This is a genomic window from Paraburkholderia atlantica, from assembly GCF_009362785.1.
GTDB lineage: Bacteria > Pseudomonadota > Gammaproteobacteria > Burkholderiales > Burkholderiaceae > Paraburkholderia > Paraburkholderia atlantica.
In genome coordinates this window covers 25,935-51,402 of record NZ_WHNQ01000025.1, presented here as the reverse complement: position 1 = coordinate 51,402, position 25,468 = coordinate 25,935, and the positions used below count along the sequence as shown (strand labels likewise).

The 25,468-nt window shown below is 65.4% G+C and carries 21 protein-coding genes; 12 read left to right on the top strand and 9 right to left on the bottom strand.

The features are described 5' to 3' along the window. Positions 1-11 precede the first annotated feature (11 nt). A complete protein-coding gene (locus tag GCT19_RS28820; protein ID WP_152853829.1) occupies positions 12-1,907 on the bottom strand; it encodes a hybrid sensor histidine kinase/response regulator in 1,896 nt (631 codons plus the stop codon). A 398-nt stretch (positions 1,908-2,305) separates the two neighbouring features. Between GCT19_RS28820 and GCT19_RS28815 the strand changes: the two genes are divergently transcribed. After that, complete coding sequence (locus GCT19_RS28815; RefSeq protein ID WP_013091500.1) at positions 2,306-3,097, top strand: hypothetical protein; 792 nt, start codon at positions 2,306-2,308, stop codon at positions 3,095-3,097. Positions 3,098-3,367: 270 nt separating this feature from the next. After that, complete coding sequence (locus GCT19_RS28810) at positions 3,368-6,784, top strand: alpha/beta fold hydrolase (protein ID WP_152853828.1); 3,417 nt, start codon at positions 3,368-3,370, stop codon at positions 6,782-6,784. Positions 6,785-6,842: 58 nt separating this feature from the next. On the opposite strand, the gene GCT19_RS28805 is transcribed toward GCT19_RS28810, so the two are convergent. Further along, complete coding sequence (locus GCT19_RS28805; protein WP_152853827.1) at positions 6,843-8,279, bottom strand: FAD-binding oxidoreductase; 1,437 nt, start codon at positions 8,277-8,279, stop codon at positions 6,843-6,845. Positions 8,280-8,290: 11 nt separating this feature from the next. Then, positions 8,291-9,265 carry an isopenicillin N synthase family dioxygenase gene (locus GCT19_RS28800; RefSeq protein WP_152853826.1) on the bottom strand — a complete coding sequence of 325 codons (975 nt, stop codon included), beginning with the start codon at positions 9,263-9,265 and terminating at the stop codon, positions 8,291-8,293. Positions 9,266-9,503: 238 nt separating this feature from the next. Here GCT19_RS28800 and GCT19_RS28795 point away from each other — a divergent pair, with 238 nt between their 5' ends. Genes GCT19_RS28795 through hutC (GCT19_RS28775) form a run of 5 tightly spaced genes read left to right on the top strand, consistent with a single transcriptional unit; the run spans position 9,504 to position 13,438 of the window. Next, entirely contained in the window at positions 9,504-10,331 is an 828-nt protein-coding gene (locus GCT19_RS28795) for a transporter substrate-binding domain-containing protein (protein ID WP_013091496.1), read from the top strand. Positions 10,332-10,386: 55 nt separating this feature from the next. Further along, a complete protein-coding gene (locus GCT19_RS28790; protein ID WP_013091495.1) occupies positions 10,387-11,037 on the top strand; it encodes an amino acid ABC transporter permease in 651 nt (216 codons plus the stop codon). Positions 11,038-11,065: 28 nt separating this feature from the next. Beyond that, entirely contained in the window at positions 11,066-11,728 is a 663-nt protein-coding gene (locus GCT19_RS28785) for an amino acid ABC transporter permease (protein WP_018433089.1), read from the top strand. Between the two features lie 13 nt (positions 11,729-11,741). Beyond that, on the top strand, positions 11,742-12,629 hold the full coding sequence (locus tag GCT19_RS28780; protein WP_018433088.1) for an amino acid ABC transporter ATP-binding protein: 888 nt from the start codon (positions 11,742-11,744) through the stop codon (positions 12,627-12,629). Next, on the top strand, positions 12,626-13,438 hold the full coding sequence (gene hutC / locus GCT19_RS28775) for a histidine utilization repressor (RefSeq protein WP_152853825.1): 813 nt from the start codon (positions 12,626-12,628) through the stop codon (positions 13,436-13,438). The genes GCT19_RS28780 and hutC (GCT19_RS28775) overlap by 4 nt, the downstream gene beginning before the upstream one ends. Positions 13,439-13,458: 20 nt before the next feature. Here hutC (GCT19_RS28775) and hutC (GCT19_RS28770) read toward each other — a convergent pair whose 3' ends face one another. The 4 genes from hutC (GCT19_RS28770) to GCT19_RS28755 all read right to left on the bottom strand — a co-directional run bounded on the left by hutC (GCT19_RS28770) (position 13,459) and on the right by GCT19_RS28755 (position 16,657). Further along, complete coding sequence (gene hutC / locus GCT19_RS28770) at positions 13,459-14,238, bottom strand: histidine utilization repressor (RefSeq protein WP_321576888.1); 780 nt, start codon at positions 14,236-14,238, stop codon at positions 13,459-13,461. A gap of 112 nt (positions 14,239-14,350) precedes the next feature. Then, positions 14,351-15,031 (bottom strand): methyltransferase family protein, encoded by a 681-nt coding sequence (locus GCT19_RS28765; protein ID WP_018433086.1) that lies wholly within the window; start codon positions 15,029-15,031, stop codon positions 14,351-14,353. Positions 15,032-15,054: 23 nt separating this feature from the next. Beyond that, positions 15,055-15,891 (bottom strand): arylamine N-acetyltransferase family protein, encoded by an 837-nt coding sequence (locus tag GCT19_RS28760; RefSeq protein ID WP_152853823.1) that lies wholly within the window; start codon positions 15,889-15,891, stop codon positions 15,055-15,057. 88 nt (positions 15,892-15,979) lie between these two features. Then, positions 15,980-16,657, bottom strand: coding sequence for a hypothetical protein (locus tag GCT19_RS28755; RefSeq protein ID WP_152853822.1), 678 nt, complete (start codon positions 16,655-16,657; stop codon positions 15,980-15,982). Between the two features lie 237 nt (positions 16,658-16,894). Between GCT19_RS28755 and GCT19_RS28750 the strand changes: the two genes are divergently transcribed. After that, on the top strand, positions 16,895-18,418 hold the full coding sequence (locus GCT19_RS28750; protein ID WP_152853821.1) for a carbohydrate porin: 1,524 nt from the start codon (positions 16,895-16,897) through the stop codon (positions 18,416-18,418). A 168-nt stretch (positions 18,419-18,586) separates the two neighbouring features. Here GCT19_RS28750 and GCT19_RS28745 read toward each other — a convergent pair whose 3' ends face one another. Further along, on the bottom strand, positions 18,587-19,444 hold the full coding sequence (locus GCT19_RS28745) for a LysR family transcriptional regulator (protein ID WP_018433082.1): 858 nt from the start codon (positions 19,442-19,444) through the stop codon (positions 18,587-18,589). Between the two features lie 102 nt (positions 19,445-19,546). On the opposite strand from GCT19_RS28745, the gene GCT19_RS28740 reads away from it, so the two are divergent. After that, the gene (locus tag GCT19_RS28740) at positions 19,547-20,479 is read left to right on the top strand and encodes a DMT family transporter (RefSeq protein WP_152853820.1); all 933 of its coding nucleotides are present in this window, start codon (positions 19,547-19,549) and stop codon (positions 20,477-20,479) included. 21 nt (positions 20,480-20,500) lie between these two features. Here the strand turns inward: GCT19_RS28740 and GCT19_RS28735 are convergent, their stop codons facing one another. Continuing rightward, on the bottom strand, positions 20,501-21,799 hold the full coding sequence (locus GCT19_RS28735; RefSeq protein ID WP_152853819.1) for an MFS transporter: 1,299 nt from the start codon (positions 21,797-21,799) through the stop codon (positions 20,501-20,503). 205 nt (positions 21,800-22,004) lie between these two features. On the opposite strand from GCT19_RS28735, the gene GCT19_RS28730 reads away from it, so the two are divergent. The 3 genes from GCT19_RS28730 to GCT19_RS28720 are packed head-to-tail and all read left to right on the top strand — an operon-like array spanning position 22,005 to position 25,464. Then, positions 22,005-22,775, top strand: a complete 771-nt coding sequence (locus GCT19_RS28730) for a GntR family transcriptional regulator (protein ID WP_152853818.1) — start codon at positions 22,005-22,007, stop codon at positions 22,773-22,775. A gap of 32 nt (positions 22,776-22,807) precedes the next feature. Continuing rightward, positions 22,808-24,478: a malonate decarboxylase subunit alpha gene (gene mdcA / locus GCT19_RS28725; RefSeq protein ID WP_026228218.1), complete on the top strand. Its 1,671-nt coding sequence runs from the start codon at positions 22,808-22,810 to the stop codon at positions 24,476-24,478. A gap of 2 nt (positions 24,479-24,480) precedes the next feature. After that, complete coding sequence (locus GCT19_RS28720) at positions 24,481-25,464, top strand: triphosphoribosyl-dephospho-CoA synthase (protein WP_152853817.1); 984 nt, start codon at positions 24,481-24,483, stop codon at positions 25,462-25,464. The last annotated feature ends 4 nt before the right edge of the window (positions 25,465-25,468 follow it).

The window sequence follows — 25,468 nt, the reverse complement described above, 5'->3', positions numbered from 1 at the left end:
ATTTTCCGTCTCTAAGGCTGCGTTTCGCTGTGCGCCCCGGAGCCCGCTTCAGTTTGCGGCGAACCATCCCCTGCGGGCGACTGCGCTGCACCAGCTTCTCCCGCCCCGTCTCCCAACACGACCACGCCCGCCGCACGCCCTTGGTCGAGTTCCGCCTGCTGCCACAGCATTTCCAGCGTGCGCCGCAACCGCGCCGGCGTCACCGGCTTGTGCAGCACGGGAATGCCCTGCAACGCGAGCGCCGCCAGCTCCGCCGACGCCATATCGCCGGTGATCAGCAGCGTGACCACATTGCCGTGCCCGTCGCGCGCCAGCGCGCCGCGCATCGCGCTCAGCGCCTGCGCGCCGGTGCGGTGATGGGCGAGCTGGTAGTCGCACAGAATCGCGTCGGGCACGAAGCCGTCCGCGAGCGCGGCGAGCGCACCGGCTTCGTCGCGCGCGCCGCGCACCTCGCAGCCCCAGCGCTCGAGCAGGCTCGCGATGCCTTCGAGTATCGACGGCTCGTCGTCGATGCACAGCACGCGCCGCCCCAGCGAAGCCGGGCCGCCCGCGACCGAATCGTTCAGACTCGCGACGATGCCGCTCGCGTCGCCCGCCTGCACCGCGAAGCGGAACACCGAGCCGCGCCCCGGCGCCGAGCGCAGCTGCAACTCGCCGCCGAGCAGGCCGACGAGCCGCCTGACGGTCGGCAACCCGAGTCCGTGCCCCTGACGCGCGTCGCGCTGCGGATTCTCGACCTGGTAAAACTCCTCGAAAATGCGCTCGTGCTCCTCCGGCGCAATGCCGACGCCCGAATCGCGCACCTCGATATAGCCGCCCTTTTGCCGCCCCGCGCGCCGGAAGCCGAGCCAGATCGCGCCTTGCTCGGTATAACGCACCGCGTTCGACAGCAGATTGCTCAACACCCGTTCGAGCAGCACGGGATCGTCGTACAGCACCATCGAAGTCGGCGCGATGCGCAGCGCGAGCCCCTTCGCCGCGGCCTGCGGTCGATACTGACTGCCGACCCGCTCGAACAGTTCGGAGAGCCGGAAGTGCAACCGGATCACCTGGGTCACGCCGCTTTCGAGCCGCGCCAGATCCAGCACCTGGTTGAACAGCTGATTGAGCGCCTCGACGTTATAGACGATGTGTCCGGCCGTCTTCGCGTGCTGCGCGGGCGTCGCCGCCGGGTCATTCAGCGACGCCGCGAGCAGCCCGATCGCATGCAGCGGCTGACGCAGATCGTGGCTTGCCGCCGCGAAAAAGCGCGTCTTCGCGAGGCTCGCTTCTTCGGCGACGCGCTTTTGCGCGGCCAGCGATTCCGCGAGGTACTGCTGATCGACGCGCGCCTGCACGACCTGGCGAAACAGCTTGCGATAGCTCATCGCATAGACGTTGATCGCGCAGAAGAAGAACGCGAGCACGATCGCGAGAATCGTGCGATCGAACGTATGCGAGCCGAAATGCAGCACGATCGACGGCAGCAGCAGAAACGGAATCGAGGTCGAAAAATTGAGGAGGTCGAACCCGTTCGACATGAACACGCCGGCCGCGAGCGTCACCAGCAGCACGGTGTGCAATAGCGGCAGATCGGTTTGCGGACTCTGGAACGCGAACCATACTGCGAAGCCCGGCCCGCTATACAGGAGCACGCCGCGCAGCGCGTGCAGATAGATCCAGTCGCGCGGCGACACCATCTGCGGATAGCGGCGATTGCAGATCCACAGCGCGAGGCCCGCGCAATTGGCGAGCGCATAAAAAACGAAACACGCGATAAACAGCGGCAACGCCGGCACATGGGGCCAGTAGATCGCTACCAGCACCGCGATCGAAAACCAGTGCGAAAAGAACGCGATCGGGTCCTGCGCGTAGAGCACGCGCACGAGGTCTTCGTCGATGGCACGCTGGATCGGGTCGGCCCGCATGGGGCGGTCTCCTCTGTCGATCGGCGTTAGCGCTCGAGCGCTCGATCCGATCCCACGCAGTTTGATCGCGGGAGCATGGCAACTTCGTTGCGACGAAGCACTGAGCAGGCGGCGGCGCTCCGGGAAAGCCGCCAGTCGAACCGGGCGACCAAACGCGCCGCCCGCGCGGTTTTATTCTACGGCGAATGCCCACTCGTCAGACTAATCGTCAGCAATCCGTCAGAAGGTTTACCCGGCAGTTTACCCATCAGCTAACACTTCTTCCATATAGGCGAAGGCCTTGCCGCGAACCATACTGCATTCACGTTTCAGCGCGGCATGACAGGCAACTTCCCCCCGCTTCGCGGCCCACGCGCCGCGGCTCACCGCGCTCCTCGCCAACCGTGACGGAGGTTTCCATGGGCGCAGTCCCGAGCTACGAGTTCGCCCGCCAACTCGACGACGCGATCCTGCCCGACCTGTGGCGCAGACGCACCCGGCTCTCCGCGGACGAAATGGTGTCGATGGTCGAACTGGTCAAGCGCGCGTTGCGGACCTACCACCCGCTCGAATTGCAGGCGCTCGGCGAGGACAAGGAAGAACTGGTCGCCCAGTTCATCTACGCGAAGGTGTTGCGCCTCGCGCCCGGCCACACCGAAACGAACGCGTGCGCCGACAGCGCGCCGTCCAATAGCTACGCGGTGTGCGCGTATTTCCGCCGCTATCTGATCGACTGCCTGCGCAGCGCGTGCCATCAGCGCAACGTGTCGATGGAGAGCGAGGGCATCGCGCAGGAAATCGATCTGCGCGCGCACGCGCTCGAAGACCCGGTGGAAAGCGTGCTGCTGCAATATGGCCTCGACGAACAGAGCGTGCGGCGCGCGGCGCGCGAGTTCATCGAAGGGCTCGACGAACCCGAGCGGATCGTGCTGGCCGGCAGCCTCGGCTGGTGCTCGGAAGGCAAAGGCGGGCTTTCGGCGGTCGCGGCTCAGCATCGGGTGCCCTCTTATCACTATCGCGCCGTCAAACTCGGCGTCACGATGAAAAAGACGGCCGGCGCCGTGGAATTTTCCAACACCAAGATCGGCCGCTGGCTCACCGACGCGCTTGGCATCGAGATCGACGTCGACAATCGCGCCGCGATTCTGGTTGCGCTGAATCTGCTCGCCGCGGAATCGAGCGATAGCGAATTCGATGAAGTGGCCGCGTAATAGTTTGGAGAACAAACAGGCCACATAAGAAGCGATAAGAGCGCATGCCTGTACGGCCGGGGTACACCCGGCAACGGCCGGCCGGTCATGCCGTCCTGAACGTCGCACGCTACGACTTCGGCGCGCCCTCTCCATGGCGCGCGCTTTTTTCGCATCTGCTTTTTTTGCAGCGATATTCCGCCTACGATAAAAAAGCTGCCGCAGCACGCCGTCTTTGTTCCGAAGCCGCGCTTCCTTTCCCCGCATCCGATTCCAGACGAGGTGGTCCTGATGAACCGCTTATCGAGCGCGCCGACGGCGCTGCAACGGCATTACGAAGTGGTGGTGATTGGCTCGGGCTACGGCGGCGCGATCGCCGCGAGCCGGATGGCGCGTGCGGGCCGGCGCGTCTGCGTGCTCGAGCGCGGCCGCGAATTCATGGCCGGCGAGTATCCGCGCACACCTGTGCAAGGCGTCGAGAATATCCAGTACAACACGGCCGAGGCGCAGATCGGTTCGCCGCTCGCGCTGCTCGAAGTGCACGTGAACGAGGACGTCAACGCAGTGGTGGGCTGCGGGCTCGGCGGCACGTCGCTGATCAATGCGAACGTCGCGCTGGAGGCCGATCCGCGCCTGTGGGACGACCCGCGCTGGCCGGCCGCGCTGCGCGCCGACAAAGCCGGACGCGACGACGGCTATGGGCTCGCGCGGAAAATGCTGTCACCGTCGCCGGTGCCGGATGATTTCCCGCCGCTGCCGAAGCTGCAGGCGCTCGAAAAATCGGCGCAGGCGCTCGGCATGGCGGACCGCTTCAGCCGTCCGCCGATCACGGTCACGTTCGAGAGCGGCCCGAACGCGGCGGGCGTCGAGCAGCAGCGCTGCGTCGGTTGCGGCGATTGCAACTCGGGTTGCAACTACGACGCGAAGAACTCGACCCATATGAACTATCTGCCCGACGCGGTCGCTCACGGCGCGCAGATTTTCACCGGCACAGCCGTGCACTCGGTGCTGCGCGATCCCGACACGCAGCAATGGAAGGTCAACTTCCAGCTCGTCAAGCTCGGCCGCGAAAGCTATGACGCGCCCGATCTGTTCGTGCTGGCCGATATCGTCATCGTCGCGGCTGGCACGATCGGCTCGACCGCGCTGCTGCTGCGCTCGCGCGCCGCCGGCTTGAGCACGTCGGAGATGCTCGGTCAGCATTTCACCGGCAACGGCGACGTGCTCGCCTTCGCGTACAACACGAAGGACACGATCAACGGCGTCGGCTGGGGCGAGCACAAGCCAGGGCAGATTCCGCCGGTCGGGCCGACCATCACCGGCCTGATCGACAATCGCGCCGCCGAGAAAAACGTCAGGGATGGCTACGTGATCGAGGAAGGCTCGCTGGCCGGCCCGGTCGGCGAAGCGCTCGTCGGCATGCTCGGCGCGGTCGCGCCGCTCGAAGGCGTGGATGCGGCCGGCGCCCCGTCGCTGCTCGAGCGCGTGGCCTACGACGCGCGCGCGATCGAGAGCCTGATCCGCGGCCCATACCACGGCGCGCTCAATCACACGCAAAGCTACCTCGTGATGGCGCACGACGACGAAAGCGGCCGCATCAAGATCGGTGATAAAGGCCGTGCGCGCATCGAATGGAAAAACGCCGGACGCCAGCCGGTCTTCCAGACCGTCGAGGACGTGCTGATCGACGCGACCAGGCCGCTCGGCGGCAAATATCTGCGCAACCCGATTTCGACGAAGATCGCCGGCCGGCGAACCGTGACCGTGCATCCGCTCGGCGGCTGCGGCATGGGCGAGGACGCCGCGCATGGCGTGGTCGATCATCTGGGCCGCGTGTTCAGCGGCGCGGACGGCGCCGCGGTGCACGACGGCCTTTACGTGATGGACGGCGCGGTGATGCCGATGTCGCTCGGCGTCAATCCGCTCTTGACCATCTCCGCGCTCGCCGAACGCAACTGCGCGCTGCTGGCCAAAGCGCACGACTGGTCGATCGATTACGCGTCGAAAGGCACCGCCGCCGTGCCGCCCGCGCAGAAGATCGGCCTGCGCTTCACCGAGACGATGGTGGGCACCTACACGCCCAAGGTGGCGGGCGAAGCCGCCACGAGCCCGATCGAATTCACGCTGACGGTCGAGTCCGACGATCTCGCCGACATGCTGGCCAACCCGAATCACCTCGCGCGCACCGCCGGCACGCTGACCTGCCCCGCGCTGTCCGCGCAACCGCTGACGATCAGCGACGGCACGTTCAACCTGTTCGTCGTCGACGAGTCCGATGTCGACGAGCGCAACATGAACTACCGGATGACGCTCGACGCGGCCGAAGGCAACACCTGGTATCTGAGCGGCAAGAAGATCATCACGCGCACGTCGCCGATCAACCTGTGGGAGCAGACCAACACGCTGTATGCGGAGATACGCGCGTCGGATAAGGACGATGCGCCCGTCGTCGGCACCGCCACGCTGATCATCACGCCGGAAAACTTCCTGAAGCAGCAGCGCACGCTCGAAGTCACGCACGCGCCCGACCTGAAGACGCGCCTCGAATGGACGCTCAAGTTCGGCAAGTTCTTCGCGGGCGTGCTGTTCACCGAATACGGCGGCGTGGCCGCGCCGCTGCAGTTCTACGATCCCCACACGCCGCCGCGCGCCAAGCGCACGCTGCGCGCGCCGGCGCCGCAGGTCACCTACTTCGACACACCGGACCGCACGCGGCTCAAGCTCACGCGCTACTTCGATCCAGCCGCGGACAAAGAGTCGAAGCCGATCCTGCTGATCCACGGCTCGGGCGTCTCGAGCCGCATCTTCTCGACCGATCTGATATCGACCAACCTCGTCGAATATCTATGCGCGTCGGGCTACGACGTATGGCTCGTCGATTTGCGCGTCAGCATCGAACTGCCGAGCGTGCTCGTGCCGGCCAACGTCGACATGGTCGCGCGCGAGGACATTCCCGCCGCGGTCGCGAAGATTCGCGAAGTGACCGGCGCGCCGAACATCCAGGTACTCGGTCACTGCCTGGGCGGCCTCGCGCTCAGCATGTCGCTGCTATACGGACTCGAGGGCGTGCGCTCGGCGGTGATTTCGCAGGTGTCCGCGCATCCGGTGCCGGGCACGCTGCAACGGATCAAGGCCGGCTTGCATATTCCCGACCTGATGCAGCATCTGCGCGTCCGCGACCTGACTGCCTACACGCAGGAAGATTCGTGGCCCGCAAACCTGTTCGACGAAGCGCTGCGTCTCTATCCGGTCGATCACGACGAGGGCTGCGGCAATCCGATCTGTCATCGCGCGACGTTCCTGTATGGCCTGCTCTATGAGCACGACAAGCTGAACGAGATGCTGCATGCGAACCTGCAGGAGCTGTTCGGCATTCACGACATGGCCGTGTTCCAGCATCTGGCCACGATGGTGCGCGCGGGCCATGTCGTCGATGCGCGCGGCGACGACGTGTATCTGAGCGGTGCAAACGGCATGAAAGGACTCGAAGGCATGCGTCTGCCGATCGGCTTCATTCACGGCGAGAAGAACGAAACCTATCTGCCGGTCAGCACGGCGCACACTTACGACCTGCTGCGCGAACGCTTCCCCGAGCAGCCGTACGAGCGCCATCTGATTCCGGGCTATGGGCATATCGACTGCATCTTCGGCAAGAACGCTGCGGTGGATGTCTATCCGCTGATCGTCAGCTATCTGAACGCGCACTGACGGCGCGGCATCGCCGATGCGCCACGCGTGATCCGCGCGTGGCGGGTGCTCGTCGCTATCAGAACAGCTTGCCCGGATTCAGAATGCCGCGCGGATCGAGCGCATGCTTGATCGCGACCATCGCCGCAAGCTCGGCGGGCGAGCGTGAAATCGGCAGGAACTCGCGCTTGAGTGAACCGATGCCATGCTCGGCCGACACCGACCCGCGCAACGGCCCCAGCATCTGATAGACGAACGCATACACCGCGTGATGATCGACGCCGGGGATCGAATGGCCATCGACGGTCAGATGCAGATTCGAATCGCCGATATGCCCGAAGAAATACGCTTGGTTGCCTGGCCAGCGCTGATCGAGCGCCGCGCGGCAACGGTCGACGAACCTGCCGATCTCGCCGATCGGCAGACTCACGTCGAAGTTGATCGGATCGAGCTTGATCGGAAACTCCGCGGTGCACTCGCGGATCGCCCATAGCGCGCGCGCATCGGCAACCGACTGCGCGATCACCGCGTCGCGCAGCGCGCCCGCCTGTAGCGCATCGGTCAGCGCTTGCGCAAAGCGTTCGCCAGCGTCGTCGGCATCGAAGCCCGCGTGCTCGATCAACGCATAGAGCGGATGCGCGGCGTCGAACGGCGAGCGCGCGCCGGTCAGCTTCACGCCGAAATCGTAGAAGTCCGGCCACATGATCTCGAACGCGCCGATGTCGTTGCCGAAGCGCATCGCCAGACGGCGCAGCAGGCTCACCGCGGCATCGTAATCGTCGAGCCCGACGAGCGCCGTATGACGCGCCGCGCGTCGTGGATGCAGCCGCAACACCGCGCGAGTGATCACCCCGAGCGTGCCCTCCGAGCCGATGAACCAGTGCTTCAGGTCATAGCCGGTGTTGTTCTTGACCATCTTGCCGAGCGAACTGAGCACGTCGCCATTCGCGAGCACCACTTCGAGACCGAGCACCTGGTCGCGCGCGGTGCCGGACTGGATCACGCGATTGCCGCCCGCGTTGGTCGCGAGATTGCCGCCGATCTGGCATGAGCCGCGCGCGCCGAGATCGAGCGCGAGTTCGAAGCCCGCTGCTTCGGCCGCTTCCTGCGCGGCCTGCAACGTGGTGCCGGCACGCACGGTCAGTGTGGCCGATGCCGCGTCGAGTTCTTCGACGCCGCTCAAGCGTTCCAGCGACAACGCGATATCGTTGGCGCGCGCGATCGCGCCGCCCGCGAGCCCGGTCATGCCGCCTTGTGGCACCACCGGTTGATGCGCGGCGTGGCAGATCGAGAGTGCGCGCGATACCTCGTCGGTCGTACGCGGCAGCAGCAGCGCCGCCGGACGCGTTGGCTCGTGGCGTGTCCAGTCGGTCATCGCGTGTTCGCCGATCTGTTCGCCGACGCGCACCGCATCGGCGCCGAGCGCGGCGCGCAATGCTTCGAGTGTCTTCGCGAGCGGCGCGGTCGCGGTTGCGGTCTGAGGCTTCTTGTCGTCAGTGATGCTCTGCTCTGTCATGCAGAAGTTCCTTACTGTGCCGTAGCGGCGAGTTTCTTGCGGTAGCCCATCGAATCGTTGATCCGGCCGAGAATATAGTCGCCCGCGGCGACCGGCTGATATTTGCTTTGCGCATCGCTCGCACCGAGCTCGCGCGGATCGACGAGCGCGCCATAGGTCGGATCGTAGAACGTCGCGATCGAATAGCGCTCGCGCCCCGACGCATTGATCACGCGATGCAGCGTCGAGCGAAAGCGGTCGTTGGTCCAGCGTGCGAGCAGGTCGCCGACATTCACGACGAAGCTGCCTTCGACGGGCGGCGCCTCGACCCACGTATCGTTGGCGATTTCGCGCACCTGCAGGCCGCCGACCTGATCCTGCCATAGCAAGGTGATGCAGCCGTAGTCGGTATGCGGCGCGACGCCGAACTGATCTTCATCCGATTGCGGCGGCTGCGGCGGGTAGTAGACCATTTGTGTGCGCTGCATACGCTTCGTGTAGCGCGGCGCGAAGAAATTTTCTTCGATGCCAAGGCTCACCGCGACCGCGCGCAACAGATCGGCGCCGCACGCGCCGACCGCCTCGTAATAGTCATACAGCACCGGCCGCAACCCGGGCATGAAGTCCGGCCAGTTGTTCGGCCCGCGTAGTGCCTGCCCCGCCAGCACGTCGGGATCGTCTTCCGGCAGTTCGAGCCCGATGCTGAAGAACTCCTTGTAATCGGGCCGCTTTGCCTGGTACATCGTCGCGTCGCCGAGCGCATTGAAGCCGCGATGCCGATGATTGACCGCCGCGCGGCGCTTCGTGTCGACCGGAAACGCGAAGAACGTGCGCGCGGCTTGCGCGGCGGAGTCGATCGTCGCTTGCGGCACGCCGTGATTGACAATGTAGAAAAAACCGATCGTCGTACACGCTTCATGAATTTCCTTCGCGACGCGTCGGAGCGCCTGCTGATCGCCCGCGCGCACGCCGGCGACATCGATGATCGGAATGCGGGTCGCGGGCATCGCGCTGCTCCTTCGAGGATCGGTATTGCAGTGGTATATACCGCCAAAAGCACTGCTGCAAGTTGCTTAGCGCACCTTGGTATCAGGGCTTTTCTCTACTCACGCGAGCATTTATTTTTCGCTGGAAACGCAGTATATACTGCCCAGCAGGGCCCGCAATTGGCGCCGGCGCGGCGGGTCCACAACGAAGACTTCGACACGCCGGCCACCCAACACCAATTCGCCCCCGGAGAACTCCATGCGTATCCTTGCAGGCTGGAAATGTGGTCTGGTCATGCTGGCGCTGTGCGCGGCAAGCGTCGCAGCGCACGCCGAAGACCAGCTCGCCAAAGTGAAGAAAGCCGGCGAACTGGTGGTCGGCACCGAAATGCAATTCGCGCCATTCGACTTTCTCGAGAACGGCCAGCAGGCCGGCTTCAACAAAGACCTGTTCGCGGAGATCGGCAAGGAAATCGGCGTCAAGGTGCGTTTCATCGATCTGCCGTGGCCGAGCGTGCTGCCCGGTCTCGAAGCGGGCAAGTTCGATATGGTCGGCGGCCCGTTGACGGTCACGAAGGCGCGCATGGAACGCTACACGTACACGCTGCCCGTCGCCGATGCGACCGACGCGCTGCTCAAGCGCGCGAACGATGCGTCGCTCAAGCAATCGTCGGATATCGCAGGCAAGACGGTCGGCGCGGGCAAGGGCTCCGCACAGCTCGACCAGTTGAAGAGCTACGCGGCCACGCTGCCGAAGCAGCCCGATATCCGCGAGTACGTCGACAACAATCAGGCCTACGCCGACCTCGCTGCGGGCCGCATCGTCGCTGTCGCGAACTCGATGACCAATATTGCGTATGTCGCGAAACAGCGCCCCGAGTCGTTCGCGGTCGTGCAGCCGCCGTTCGGCGCCAAGGTGTACTTCGCATACGCATTGCGTAAGGACGCCGACAGCAAGCCGCTCGCCGACGCGTTCAACGCCGCACTCGTGAAGATGCAGAAGGATGGCCGCCTCGCCGCGTTGCAGAAGAAGTGGTTCGGTGTCGCGATGGAGATGCCTTCCACGATGCCCACGCCGAATTACTGAGCGTCCTTTGCGTGGGCGACACGCGTCGCCCTTCCCGTTCCACCGGCCGCGATCCATGTTCAACACGACCGTCTTCGTTCAGGGCCTGCCGCTGCTGCTGCATGCGGCGTTCGCCACCGTCGGCATTTCGCTGACGGGGCTCGTGATCGGCTTCTTCGTCGGCATCGGCGTGTGCTCCGCGCGGCTGTCGCAGCATCGCGCCGCGCGGCTCGCGGGCGGCGCCTACGTATTCTTCTTTCGTGGCGTGCCGATGCTCGTTCAGCTGCTGCTCGTCTACTACCTGTTGCCATTCGCCGGTATCAACGTGTCGCCGATCGTCGCCGCGATCAGCGCGGTGTCGCTGTGCTCGGCTTCGTATATCGCCGAGATTCTGCGCGGCGGGTTTCTGAGCATTCCGCCCGGACATCTCGAAGCCGCGCGCATGCTCGGGCTGTCCCCGCTCGATACGCTGCGGCGCATTCTGGTGCCGCAAGCGTTCCGTTTGACGCTGCCGTCGCTCGTCAACGAAATGGTGCTGCTGATCAAGGCTTCTTCGCTGATCTCGGTGGTCGGCGTCGCCGAGTTGACCCGCACCGCGCAGAACATCGCCGCGAGCACTTACCGGCCGCTCGAAGCGTATGTCGCGGCCGGGCTCATCTACTTCGTGATCTGCGGTTCGCTCGCGCTCGTCGCGCATGCGGCCGAACACCGTTTGCAGCACGCCTGAATCGACTCACGTTTAAGCGAACCTCGCCATGCAATCGTTCGATCCGACCGTCATCACGCACAACCTGCAGCCGATCGCCGCCGGTCTCGCGACGACGCTCGGCAGCTGGGCCGCGGGTGTCGCGATCGGTCTCTTGATCGGCTTCCTGATCGCGGTGCTGCAACTGTTCTGCGGACGCTGGCTGCGCGCCGCGCTGCGCGTCTATATCGAACTGTTGCGCGGCACGCCGTTTCTGGTGCAGCTGTTTCTGCTGTACTACGGCGGCCCGTCGATCGGCCTCACGCTCGAACCGATGACGGCCGGCATCGTCGGCCTCGGTCTCTACGGCAGCGCGTATTTCGCCGAAGCGTTCCGCTCCGGCTTCCAGTCGGTGCCCAAAGGCCACCTCGAAGCGGCGTCGTGTCTCGGGCTCACGCGCTGGCAGGCCATCGTGCGCATCCAGGCGCCGCAGATGCTGGTGCTGATCGTGCCCGCGCTGACCAATCTGATCATCGTGCTGAGCAAGGAAACGGCCGTGCTGTCGATCGTCACCGTGCCGGAACTGACGTTCGTGCTGACCGGTATCGGCTCGGCCACCTTCGCTTTCGTCGAAACGCTGCTGGTGCTGTGCGTGTGCTATCTCGCGCTGGTCGAGCTGACCTCGCGCGCGGGCATGTGGGCCGAAGCCCGCCTCGCACGCTTCATGGCATGATTCCGGAACACCTATGAACGCCATCGCCGACATGCACTCCCCCGCGCAAACTTCCGCGCCGTCCGCCAGCGCAACGGCGAACGCATCGAATGCCGCGCCGCTGATCGAAGTGCGCGATCTGCGCAAACGCTTCGGCGATGTCGAGGTGCTGCGCGGCATCGATCTCGAGATCGCGCGTTCCGAAGTGGTCTGCATCATCGGACCGTCGGGCTCGGGCAAGAGCACGCTGCTGCGCTGCCTCGCCGCGCTCGAAACCCACGATCACGGCGACGTGCGCATCGAAGGCGAACTGCTCGGCTATACCGAGCGCAACGGCAAACGCGTGCGCGCGTCGCACGGCGAGATCAACCGCGTGCGCCGCAACGTCGGCATGGTGTTCCAGCAGTTCAACCTGTGGCCGCACATGACCGCGCTCGGCAACGTGATGGAAGCGCTGCTGCGCGTGCGGCACCTGTCGAGCGACGAAGCGCGCCGCCGCGCGAACGCGATGCTGGAGACGGTCGGCCTCGCGCACAAAGGCGACGCGTATCCGGCGAAGCTGTCGGGCGGTCAGCAGCAGCGCGTCGCGATTGCGCGCGCGCTCGCCATGGAGCCGCACATCATGCTGTTCGACGAACCCACGTCGGCGCTCGATCCGGAGCTCGTCGGCGAAGTGCTGCAAGTGATGAAACAGCTCGCGCGCGACGGCATGACGATGGCCGTGGTCACGCATGAAATGGGCTTCGCCGCGCAGGTGGCCGACAAGGTCGTGTTCATCGATCAAGGCCGCATCGCCGTGCAGGGCAAGCCGCGCGACGTGTTTCACGATGCCGCGCAGCCACGTCTGCGGCAGTTTCTGCAAAACTATTTCGACCGCAATGCGTTCTGGACGCGTGGCCCCGACGACACCCAGCCGCTATGAGCACCACCGCTCGCAACAAGCCTCACGGCAAATTCTCCGCCAGCGCGGCCAGCGCCGCGGCCAGAACCGCGCACGGCGGCGACGAGGCGCCCGCCGCGCGCTACGAGCAGGTCAAACAGCACATCCGCCAGATCATCGACTCGGGCGAACGCCAGGCAGGCGATCGTCTGCCTTCCGAACTCGATCTCGTCGGGACGCTCGGCGTATCGCGAATGACGGTCAACCGCGCGCTGCGCGAGCTCGCCGACGCGGGGCTCGTCACGCGCGTATCGGGCGTCGGCACTTTCGTCGCGCCGAACAAGCCGCAATCGACGCTATTGATGATCGCCCATATCGGCGACGAGATCCGCTCGCGCGGCCACGCATATCGTTGCGACATGGTGCTGTTGCAGCGCGAAACCGCGTCGGTCACGGTGTCGAACGCATTGGGGCTGGCGCCGGGCGCTTCGGTGTTTCATGTGATCTGCGTGCATCGCGAGAATGGCCTGCCGGTGCAGCTCGAAGACCGCTATGTGAATCCGGCCGTCGCGCCGGATTTTCTGCAGCACGATTTTTCGGCGCTGAAGCCGTCCGAGTATCTGCTGACGGCCGTGCCGATGCACGATCTCGAACACGTGGTGGACGCGGCGCTGCCGACGCCCGCCGAAGCCGAGCTGCTCGAAATTCACGCGGAGGAACCCTGCCTGACGCTGACGCGCCGCACGTGGACGAGCGGCGTCGCGGTGACGTTCGCGCGTTTCGTGCATCCGGGTTCGCGCTACCGGCTCGGCTGCCGCTTCTCACCGAATACGTCACAGCGCCAGGCCTGAAGCGCGCTTCAGAAACCGGGCTACACGGTCCCCGCCAGATGAAAACGCGACGCCGGATGCCATAGCCGCACCGACGTCGCGACGTTTTCGCCCACCCACGTGCGCCGCCACAGCAGCAGACACGGCTCGCCGATCTCCATCATCAGATGACGCCGCACAAAGGCGTCGGGCTTTTGCGCATAGATGCGAAACTCGGCGCGCTGCACGGGCGCGAGCCGCACCATGTAGTGATTCGGCGTTTCGACCGAAAAGTCCTGCTGCAGATATTCAGGGAACACCTTGGGATTGACGAAGCGGTCTTCGTACTGGATCGGTTCGCCTTCCTCGCTGTGCACGATGCACGAATGAAACGCGGGACCGCTCGCGAGACCGAGCGCTTCGAGCGCATCGGCGTCGTCGCTCGGTTCGAGCGTCAACACGCGCGCCGCATGACGATGACCGCGCGCTGCGATTTCATCGGCGATATTGCGGATCTCCAGCACCGTCGATTCATACCGCTGCGGCGCGACGAAAGTGCCCGAGCCTTGCACACGCGTGAGCACGCGCTCGGCGGTCAGTTCGCGCAGCGCGCGCGACACCGTCATGCGCGCGACGCCGAACTCCTTGACCAGCTCCGTTTCGGAAGGAATCAGTCCGCCCGGCTTCCATGCGCCTTCGCTGATGCGTTTGAGCACGTAGCGTTTGATCTGCTCGTAGGCGGGCATCGCCTTGACCGGCGGGTCGCGGTCGCGATCGGCGGCGTCCTGTTGCTGCTCGGCCTGTGCGGCGGGCGCGATGCGCGCCTGTGTAGTTGTTTTCACTCCAAACCTCATCGGTGGTTCGCCGGTGTTACATCAGGTACACCGTGGCCGGTTCTCCGGCGGCCGGGAGCAATCTTACCCGCTTCAACGGCGGCGAGACCAGTCGGACGCGCTACCAGATAAACGGCACGAAACGGTAACGCACACGAGCCATGTACACCGTGTAGCCGGCGAGCTGATCGGCGAGCAGCCGCTCCTCGCGCACCGCGCGCCAGCCCATGCCGTACGCCATCACGGGCAGCGCCACGAGCCCCCACCACGAGCCGAGCATCAGCGGCGTGCCGATGAAGAACACCAGCGCGGCCGTGTACATCGGATGACGGACGTACGCGTAGGGACCGGTGTCGGCGACCTTGTGCCCGCGGTTCGCCTGAACCTTGACCACCGGCGCGGCATAGCTGTTCGCGCGAAACACGAAGCGGCACATGAAGATGCACAGGAACACGCATAGCGCGCCGAAGCCCATCAGCCACAACGGCAGCGGCCCGGACCAGCGAAACCGCATCGCGTCGAAGCCCATCAGGATCAGCCAGCCGCACCACGCGGCCCCGATCGCGACCATGAACACACGATCCCAGCGGCTCTGCTGCGCCTGCACGAATGGCGCGAGCCGCTCCGCGAGCAGCGCGGGATCATGACGCGCGAGCCACAAGCCGAGCCACAGGCTCAATGCCGCCAGTTCCAGCAGATACCACCACGCGGCCGGCCACGCGAGCGTGCCGGCCGCGCCGAACAGCAGCACGCCCATGAACGCCAGCCACGCCAGCGATTGCAGGATCAGACGTGCGACCATCGCGGCTCCCTGACCTGCTCGGCTTATGCGGCCGCATCGCGCGTGCGCACGCGCTCGAACACGTCGGCGATATCGATGTCCTCCAGGTTCAAGCCGAAGCGCTCACGCAGACAGTCGGCGAGTTCGGCGGCACTCGCGAGGCGCCGTTCGTTAACGATCTGTCCTTGCGCGTCACGCTCGTTGAACTGATCGTTCAATAGCGCGAGGCGCAGTTCGGGTAGCACGCGGCACGCCAGCAGGTTATTCACAAACTTCGAATCAGGTGACGTCGACGTGTACCAGTTCGAGATTTCATAGTCGACCCACTCGACTGCGCGCAGGTCGACGTGATAGACGCGCGTCCAGCTCTCGTCCGGCGCCAGCACCTCGAGATACACGGTGTCGTGCCCCGCGTCGGCGAGACGGAACGTGCCGAGCGGAATCGGCTGCGCGAGGCCGGCGGTCAGGCGCAGCGGCGCGGTCAGCGTGACGCCGCCGAAGCCGACATCGGCGATCCATTCGTCGCCGTCGAGATCCACACGCAGCACCATATGGGTACGCGGCGAGATCGTGCCGGGCTCACGGCCCCATACGACGCGCGCGAGCATCGGCGTGATCCTGAAGCCGAGTTGCATCAGCACGTTCGCGAACAGAATGTTCTGCTCGAAGCAGTAGCCACCGCGCTTTTGGGTCACGAGCTTGCGTTCGATGGCTTCGATCTCGAGCCTGACGGGCTGGCGCATCAGCGGGTTCAGGTTCTCGAACGGGATCGCGGCGGGATGGAGCCGGTGAATCGCCCGCAGCACGTCGAGCGTGGCGGCGCGCGGGCCCTGATAGCCGATGCGGGCGAAGTAGTTTTCCAGATTGACGGAGTGGGACATCGGCGGAATTCCAGTTGAGTTGCGGGTTCGACGCGATCATAGCGGCTTTCGGCGCTGAATCGACCGCGCTGGGCGAAGCGAAACGCGCCTACATTCCCTTCAACGCCGACGTCGCGATCGACGGCACCGTAATGCCGTGGCTCGACGCGAACTGCACGGCCGAACTCAGCGTCGACATCAGCGACTGCAATTGCCCCGGCGCCGACTGCGCGATATACGACGCGCTTTGCGCGGTCTGCGGATTGAGGCCCGATTGCAGCAGCGACGACGGGCTCATCTGACCGAGGCTGCCAAGCCCCGACTGCAAGCTCGAATACTGGCTGACCCCCTTGCCGAGCGACGACAGCCCCTGGGTGAACGCTTCCTTGTTGACCGGCGTCGCCGACGCGCCGCCACTTGCATGATTTGCGAACGCATCGGTGAGCTTCTGCGACAGCGACTGCTGTGTGCTGCCGACCTGCGTCAACTGACTGACCGACGGCGTGCCGCCGCTGAGCAGCCCCGCCGCCTGCTGCGCCTGGCCGGCCGCACTCGTCATGCCCATCGCCGACGCAAGGCTCGACTGCCCGCTCAGCACCTGCTGGTTCGCGCCCACATAGCTCTGCAGCAGTTGCGACACGCCGCCCGACGACGTTCCGGCACCCGCCGAGCTATCACCGCCCCCGCCGATACCGAACTGCTTCAGATTCAACTGCGCGTGCGCGGCGCCGCCCAACAACAGACCGCCACTCGCCAGCAACGAAACCAGAAGAATGCGCTTGCTCATTTCAACTCCTTACATTGACTTTCAGGGTTACTTCGAGCGCTTCGACAACTCACCCGTTGTCGCGTTCGGTCTGGCTACGTCAATTCGGTTTCGTTACGTTTTCGTGAGCACAGGGATGACGCGCCCCCGATATCGATGCGAATCGTTCTCATTTGTTTGACTCTCGCAGATCGCCTGCGTACGATCACGCCATTACCTGCTCCGGCATCGGACGGAACAACACTAATAAGGATTTCGATGAAGTTCGCCCCACTCAAGGGACTGCGCGCCGGCGCGCGTCCGTCTTGCGACCCTTCAGCACGTACCGCTGCAATTCATCGTACGCTTTTGCCTTCGATGCGGCGCGTTGCACTGTGTACGGTCTTCGCGTCTGCTTCGTTGACCGGCCACGCGGCGCTGGCCGAAGCCAATCCCGATGCGAACCCGGAAGCGCCCGAAGCCGACCTGAGCATTGAGGCGACGCAGACCAAGGAGTCGACCGGCTTCTGGGATCGTCAGCAGATGCTCGGCGACATGGGCGGCCTGCGTCCGTGGCTCGGCAAGTACGGCGTGACCTTCACGCTGACCGAAACCAGCGAAGTGCTGGCCAATCTGCGCGGCGGTCTCGCCCGTGGCGCCGACTACGACGGCCTGACCACCGCCACGTTGCAGATGGATACGCAAAAGGCGTTCGGCCTGCCAGGCGGCCTCTTCAACGTCAGCGCGCTGCAGATTCACGGTTCGAACCTGAGCGCGAACAAGCTCGGCACGTTGAATACGGCGAGCGGTATCGAGGCTGACAACGCGACACGTCTGTGGGAACTCTGGTATCAGCAGTCGTTCCTGAACAAGCGCGTCGACGTGAAAATCGGTCAGCAGAGTCTCGACCAGGAATTCATCACCAGCTCGTATGCGGCGCTGTTCCTCAACACGATGTTCGGCTGGCCCGCGCTGCCCTCGTACGACCTGCCGTCGGGCGGTCCCGCCTATCCGCTCGCGGGTCTCGGCGTGCGCGTGCGCGGCCAGATCACCCCTTCGTTGACCGCGCTGGCCGGCGTGTATTCGGGCGACCCGCTCGGCAACAACCCGAACAACATGAGCGGCACGAACTTCAACCTGCATAACGGCGCGTTGTGGATCGGCGAACTGCAGTACGCGATCAACCAGCCGTCCGACGGCGAGATGGTCGGCACGGGCGGCGGCGGTCTGCCGGGGACCTACAAGATCGGCGTCTGGTACAACACCAACAAATTCGCCGATCAGCGTTTCGACAACATCGGGCTGTCGCTCGCGAATCCTGCGTCGACAGGCATTCCCGCGAATCACAGCGGCAACTACAGCTTCTATGCGGTCGCCGACCAGATGGTGTGGCGCCCCGACCCCGACGAACCACGCAGCCTCGGCGTGTTCGCACGCGTGATGGGCGCGCCGGGCGACCGCAATCTCGTGCAAGTCGCGGCCAACCTCGGCGTCGTGCTGAAGGCGCCGTTCAAGGGCCGTGACAACGACAGCGCCGGCCTCGCGCTGACCTATATCAAGGTCGGCAGTCACGTGAACGGACTCGACAAGGACTTCCTGGCATTCAACGGTAGCCCGTACGGCGTGCGCACCAGTGAAACCGCGCTCGAGGCGACCTACCAGTACCAGATCAATCCGTGGTGGCAGGTGCAGGCCGACGCGCAATACACGTTCAACGCCGGTGCGGGCCAGAACCCGAACGACCCGACGCAGCCGCTGCGCAATACGTTCGTCGTCGGCGTGCGGACCAATATCAACTTCTGATGCCGCGCGGCTCGCTTTTCATCCGCGCAAGCACATGCAACCCCACGCAACCGGACCCGCACTTCCGGTTATCTGTGCCCGCGTGCGGGCGAGCGCGTGCGGCTCGCGGTCGAGCGTGAAGTGACCGCCTATGCGCGGGCTTGAAGGGCTAAGGCTGGCCCGCTCGGGCTACCGCAACGACAGATCCTGCACCATCTGCTGCGCCAGATAATCGCAGGTCGGCCGATCCGATTTCGCGCTGCGCGCGACCACGATTTCGAGCGGCGCGATTTTCGGCAGGCCTTGCGCGTCGCCGAGAATCGCGAGCCGCGGCGGCACGCTGCAACGCGTCAGCGCAATCACCGACAAACCGGCATCCACGGTCGCGACGAGTCCCATCAGGCTCGCGCTGCTGAATGCCGCGCGATAGCGGATGCGCGCGCCATCCAGTGCGGCGAGCGTATGCTGACGCGCGACGCAGCCGGGCTCGTACAACCCCACCGGCAACGGCGACGCCTTCAACACCGGCGTATCGACCGACGCCCCCACCCACACCATCGGCTCGCTGCGCACGAATTCGCCGCGCAGCTTGTGGTCGCGCGTGACGAACGCGAGGTCGATCTTGTTGTCGGCGAGCATCGGCGCGAGCGCCGTGCTCTGCGCACAGACGATCTCGATCTCGACGCGCGGATACAGCGTCGCGAAACGCCGCAACACCGGCGACAGCAGCGACGAAACATAGTCGTCCGGAGCGCCGAGCACCACGCGGCCGGTCACCTCGGGCCGCACGATCGCCGACCACGCCTCCTCCTGCAACGCGAGCGCGCGCCGCGCGTATTCGAGCAGCGTATTGCCGGGCCGCGTCAGCGACAGGTTGCGCGTGTTGCGCGCGAACAGCGTGGTGCCGAGCATCGTTTCGAGCCGCTTGATCTGCATGCTGACCGCCGCCTGCGAGCGATGCACGCTCGCCGCCGCCTTCGTGAAGCTGCCCGCCTCCACGACCGCGACGAAGCTGCGCAACAGATCGACGTCGAATTCAGGGTTCACGATTTATCAACCGGGCTTATGGAATTGCTCAATTTAATTCGTTTGTGATAAGCCCGCAAGCGGCGCAATACTCGCAGGCATCACCTCAAGGAGTCGTTGCGCATGTCCCTCACCTCACGTCAACAAGGCGCGATCACGCTGGCGAGCGGCGGGCTGCTGATGGGCACGATCGGCGTTTTCGTCGAGGAGGCGCGGCTCGATGCGCTGACGCTCGTGTTCTTCCGCTGCCTGTTCGGCTTTCTGTCGCTCGCCGCCTATTGCGCGTGGAAGGGCTTCTTCACGCGCGCGCAGTTCACGCGCCGCACCATCGTGCTCGCGGTAGTTTCCGGCGTGCTGATGGTCACGCAGTGGGTCGGCTTTTTCGACGCGATTCATCGCACCGGCATCGCGGTCGCGACCGTCGTGTTTCATGTGCAGCCGTTTTGGGTCGTGCTGATCGGCGCGGCGCTCTTTAACGAACGGCTCGGCACGGATCGGTTAGGCTGGATCGCGACGGCGTTCGTCGGGCTCGTGCTCGCGTCGGGGGTCATCGCGGCCGGCAATCTGCAGGGCCACACCAGCTATCTGATCGGCTTGAGCGAAGCGCTGCTCGGCTCGCTGCTGTATGCGAGCGTCACGCTGATCGCGAAAAGCCTCGGCGACATGCGCCCGCATCTGCTGACGCTCACGCAATGCGCGGTCGGCGTGATCTGCCTGCCGCTGATCGCGCCGCTCATCGCGCCATTGACGCTCACGCATATCGGGCCGATGCAGTGGTTCTGGCTGATCGGCATGGGCGTGCTGCACACGGGATTGTCGTACGTGCTGATTTACGGCGCGCTGCCGAAGCTCAGCACGCCGGTGATCGCGGTGCTGCTGTTCGTTTATCCACTGACCGCGATCGTCGTCGACGCGCTCGTGTATGGCCGTGCGCTGTCGCCGTCGCAACTGGCGGGTATGGCGCTGATCGTCGCCGCCAGTCTCGGCGTCAATCTCGGCTGGCCGTTGCTGACGCTGCTGCATCCGGCCGGGCGGGCGCGCAGTCACGCGAAGTAACGCGCGCCGCCCGCCCGGTTCTTACTGCGGCAGCGTCTCGCCCTTGGTCTCCGGCGCGAACGGAATCACGAACAGGCCGAGCACGAAGGCCAGCGCCGTCAACGCGACCGGCACGCCGAGCGTCTGCATATGCAGCACCGCGGCGCCGAGCAAAAAGTTGACGCCCGCGCCGACGAAGCGTCCAAACGACGTGCAGAACGCAAACGCGGTCGCGCGTACGCGGGTTTCGAACTGCTCGGGCAGCCACAGGCTGAACAACGCGAAATTGCCGCCGAAAAAGCCCAGCACGAACAGCCACGCGATAAACGGCGCGAGCCCGTTCGGCAGATAGAACGCCCAGCCGAAGCTCGCCGCGATCGCCACCGCCATCCCCGCGAAGTACACCGCCAACGTCATCTTGCGGCCGATGCGCTCGGCCAGCGGCGGCAGCGCGAGACAGCCGAGGATCGTGCCGATCGACAGCAAGCCAGTCGCCAGCGACGCCATGCGCATCGAATCGCCCTTCGACATTCCGGCGCGCGCCGCGAGCTGGATCACCGCGGACGGCTCGTAGACGGCACCCGCCCACAGCCCGATGATCGCGATGGTCAGCAGAATGCACGCGACCCATGTGCGACGCCGGTAAGCCGGCCCCATGATCTCGCGCAGCGGCTTCACGCGCACCGTCTTGGCGTCGGCCTTCTGCCACTTCTCCGGCTCCTTCACGCGCAGCAGAATCAGAATCGCGACGACGACCGGCACGGCGCCGGTCAGGAACATCGCGCGCCAGCCGAAATGCACGCCGATCGTGTAATTGAGCGCGGCCGCGAGAAAGAAGCCCGCGTAGTAGCCGGTCTGCAGATAACCGGCGCCCATCTTGCGGCGATCCTCGGGCCAGGCCTCGGCCACGTAGGTGCCCGCCAGCGCCCACTCCCCGCCGATGCCAACGCCCGCGATGAAGCGATAAACACCGAGCTGCCACACATTGGTCGAGGTCGCGGCAAGCCCGGTGAAAATCGCGAACGTGAAGATCGTGGCGGCAAGCACCTTGGTACGGCCGAAGCGATCGGCGAGCGGTCCCCAGATGAACGACAGCCCCCAACCGACCAGAAACAGCGCAAACAGGATCGATCCCGCGAGACCGACGTTCGACGGCGTCGCCGCGAAGCCCGAACGCGGCAGCAGCTCGGTCAGCGCGGGCGTGAGCACCAGCGCGTAGATAAACGAGTCCATGCCGTCGAGCGTCCAGCCGGCCCACGCGCCCCAAAACCCTGCGATCTGCGAACGATTGAGTGGTGTGCGCTGACGCGCGACCGCTCGTCGGTCGGTCAGTGTATTCATCTTGCTCCTCCAGCCTACGATGGTTGAACGTAACGAAAAACGACGGGCGCGCTTGGGTTGGGTCGACGACGTTGATTGATCGCCGATGTCCTCGTACAACTAGTTCAGAGGACGGCGCGGGGACATTGCCGGGATTGTGGGTGAAGACGCTTCCGGGTTTGCCCGCGCTGAAATACGCGTCTTTTCATATATAATATTTGATACTATGACCGACGCAACTGAAGGTTTTCCCCTGGACGCGCCCGTGACCGGCTCGTTTCTTCCGGCCGCGGCACCTCGCGAAAGCACCTCGCACATGATCGCGGAGGCGCTGCGAGCGGCGATCGTCGACGGTACGCTCGCGCCCGGCGCACCATTGCGCCAGGACGCGATCGCCCGGCATTTCTCCGTCAGCGCGATTCCGGTGCGCGAGGCGCTGCGCCAGCTCGAAAGCGAGGGCTGGGCGCGCGCGGCGGTCCACAAAGGCGCGACCGTCGCGCCGCTGTCCGCCAACGAAGCGCGCGAAATCTACGAGATCCGCTCGGCGCTAGAAAGTCTCGCGCTCGGCCTCGCGATTCCGAATCACACCGCCGCGACGCTGCGCGAAGCCGCGGAGTTGTGCCGCGCCGCCGAGCGCGAAGAGGACCCGTCGCTATACGTGACGCGCAATGCCGCGTTCCATATGTGTCTCTACGCGCCCGCCGGCCGGCCGCAGCTCGAGGACATGATCGGCTTGCTGCACCGGCGCGGCGAACGCTATCTGCGGTTGAAGTTCGGCTTGCCGTCGTACAAGGGCGAGTCCGACAGTGAGCACGCCGCGCTGCTCGAAGCCGTCGAGCGCCGCGATATCGCGACCGCGCAGTCGCTGGTGGTCGCGCATCTGCTCGGCACCGGCGAGCTTCTGCATCGTTTCCTGACCGAGCGCGCGCGCGAAGAAGCGCTGGCGCATCAACCGAAGCCGCGCGGCCGACGCCCGCGCGTCCACACCGGGAGCTGACTGAACCGATGAATGAGCCGATGACCGAGCCGATGAACCACCCCGCCGAAGCCGCCTCGTCGCGGTCCACTGCCCGCTCATGGACGACCCGACGCGACGAAAAGAACCGCCGCCTCGCGGCCATCGCGCCGTGGCTCGAAGACGGCGTGCTGCCCACACACCGCATCGTCGATGCGCTCGAAACGCTGATCCAGCCCGGTGAGCGCGTCGCGCTCGAAGGCGACAATCAGAAACAGGCCGATTTCCTGTCGCGCTCGCTCGCGAAGGTCGATCCGCAGAAGCTGCACGACGTGCATCTGCTGATTTCGAGCATCAGCCGTCCTGAGCACCTGACGTTGTTCGAGCGCGGCATCGCGCACAAGGTCGATTTCTCGTTCGCGGGGCCGCAGAGTCTGCGCGTCGCCCAACTGCTCGAGGACGGCCAGCTCGAAATCGGCGCGATTTATACGTATGTCGAGCTGTACGCGCGCATGTTCGTCGACCTGACGCCGCACGTCGCGCTGCTGTGCGCGGACAAGGCCGACCGTCACGGCAATCTGTACACCGGCCCGAATACCGAGGACACGCCGACCATCGCCGAGGCCGCCGCGTTCCGTCACGGCATCGTGATCGTGCAGGTCAACGAGATCGTCGATGAGTTGCCGCGCGTCGACATTCCGGGTTCCTGGGTCGACGTGATCGTGCAGGCGGACCGGCCGTTCGCGGTCGAGCCGCTGTTCACGCGCGATCCGCGTCATATCGGCGACTTGCAGGTGCTGACCGCGATGATGGTGATACGCGGCATCTACGAGCCGTATGGCGTTACGTCGCTCAATCACGGCATCGGTTTCGATACCGCGGCGATCGAACTGCTGCTGCCCACCTACGGCGAATCGCTCGGCCTCAAGGGCAAGATCTGCCGCAACTGGACGCTCAATCCGCACCCGACGATGATCCCCGCGATCGAATCGGGCTGGGTCGACAGCATCCATTGCTTCGGCAGCGAGGTCGGCATGGAGGCGTATATCGAGGCGCGCCCCGACGTGTTCTTCACCGGCAACGACGGCAGCCTGCGTTCGAACCGCGTGCTGTGTCAGTTGGCCGGCCAATACGGCGTCGATCTGTTCATCGGGTCGACGCTGCAGATCGACGCGGACGCGAATTCGTCGACGGTCACGCGCGGACGGCTCGCCGGTTTTGGCGGCGCGCCGAACATGGGCCACGATCCGCGCGGCCGGCGTCATGCGAGCGAGGCGTGGCTGAAGCTGTTGAAGGGCGACGGCGCGGTATCGCGCGGCCAGAAGCTCGTCGTGCAACTCGCGGAAACGTACAAGAAAGGCGGCGAGCCCACCTTCGTCGATGAACTCGACGCGATCGCGGTCGGCGCGAAAAACGGCATGCCGATCGCGCCGGTGATGATCTACGGCGACGACGTGAGCCATGTGGTCACCGAGGAAGGCATCGCGCATCTGCACAAGGCCGAAGGCATCGACGAGCGGCGCGCGGCGATCGCGGCAGTGGCCGGTGTCACGCCGATCGGTCTGCGCGCGAAGCCCGAGAAAACCGCGGAATTGCGCCGGCGCGGCATCGTCGCGTATCCGGAAGATCTCGGCATCCGGCGCGGCGATGCGAAGCGTTCGCTGCTCGCGGCGCGCAGCATCGACGATCTGGTCACGTGGTCGGGCGGACTGTACGCGCCGCCCGCGCGCTTCCGGAGCTGGTGACGATGGCGTCCGCTGCTGCTGTTCTCGAACGGTTGGACGCGCCGCCTGCTTCGCTGCTGCGCAATGATGCGTGCGACACCTCTTCGCTTGCGCCGCCGCCGGCCGCGCCGTTTTCCGACGCGCAACTCGCGCGCGACGCGGTCACCGCGCTGATCGACGAGGCCGAACTCACGCCGAAGCCCGCGCTCGTCGACCGGCGCGGCAGCGGCGCGCATCGCGATCTCGATCTCGCGATCATGCGGCGCTCCGCGCACGCGCTCGAACCTACTTTCGCCGCGCTCGCGCGCACCGCGCGCCGCCGCGGCGAACCGTCGGCGCTGCTGCGCACCGAACTCGCGCAGATCGGCCGCGCGGGCGAACAGGACATGATGCATGCGACGGGCGGCAGCAATGCGCATCGCGGCGCGATCTGGATCATCGGCTTGCTCGTTGCGGGCGCGGCGCTCGAAACGTCTTCGAGTGCCTCGATGCGTATGCACGGACCGGGCGCGCCGAACCATCCGGATATCTCGCGCGTCTGCACTGTGGCCGCGCAGATTGCCTGCTTTCCGGACCGCTTCGCCGCTTCATCCGATAGCCACGGCGAACGCGCGCGTCGACGCTATCAGGTGGGCGGCGCAAGGCGCGAAGCGCAGGACGGCTTTCCGCACGCGCTCGACGTCGGCTTGCCTGCGTTACACGCGGCGCGCGCACGCGGTCTTGACGAAAACACCGCGCGCATCGACGCATTGCTCGCGATCATGAGCACACTCGACGACACCTGCCTGCTGCATCGCGCTGGCCTCGCCGGCTTGCATGCGGGGCAGCGCGGCGCACGACGCGTGCTCGACGCGGGCGGCAGTTCGACACCCGCGGGCCGCGTCGCGCTCGACGCGCTCGAACGCGAACTGCTAGCGCTGAACGCATCGCCTGGCGGCTCGGCCGATCTGCTTGCCGCCACCCTCTTTCTCGACATGCTGGCGCATCGCGACGCCAGCCGGAGCTGAGCCT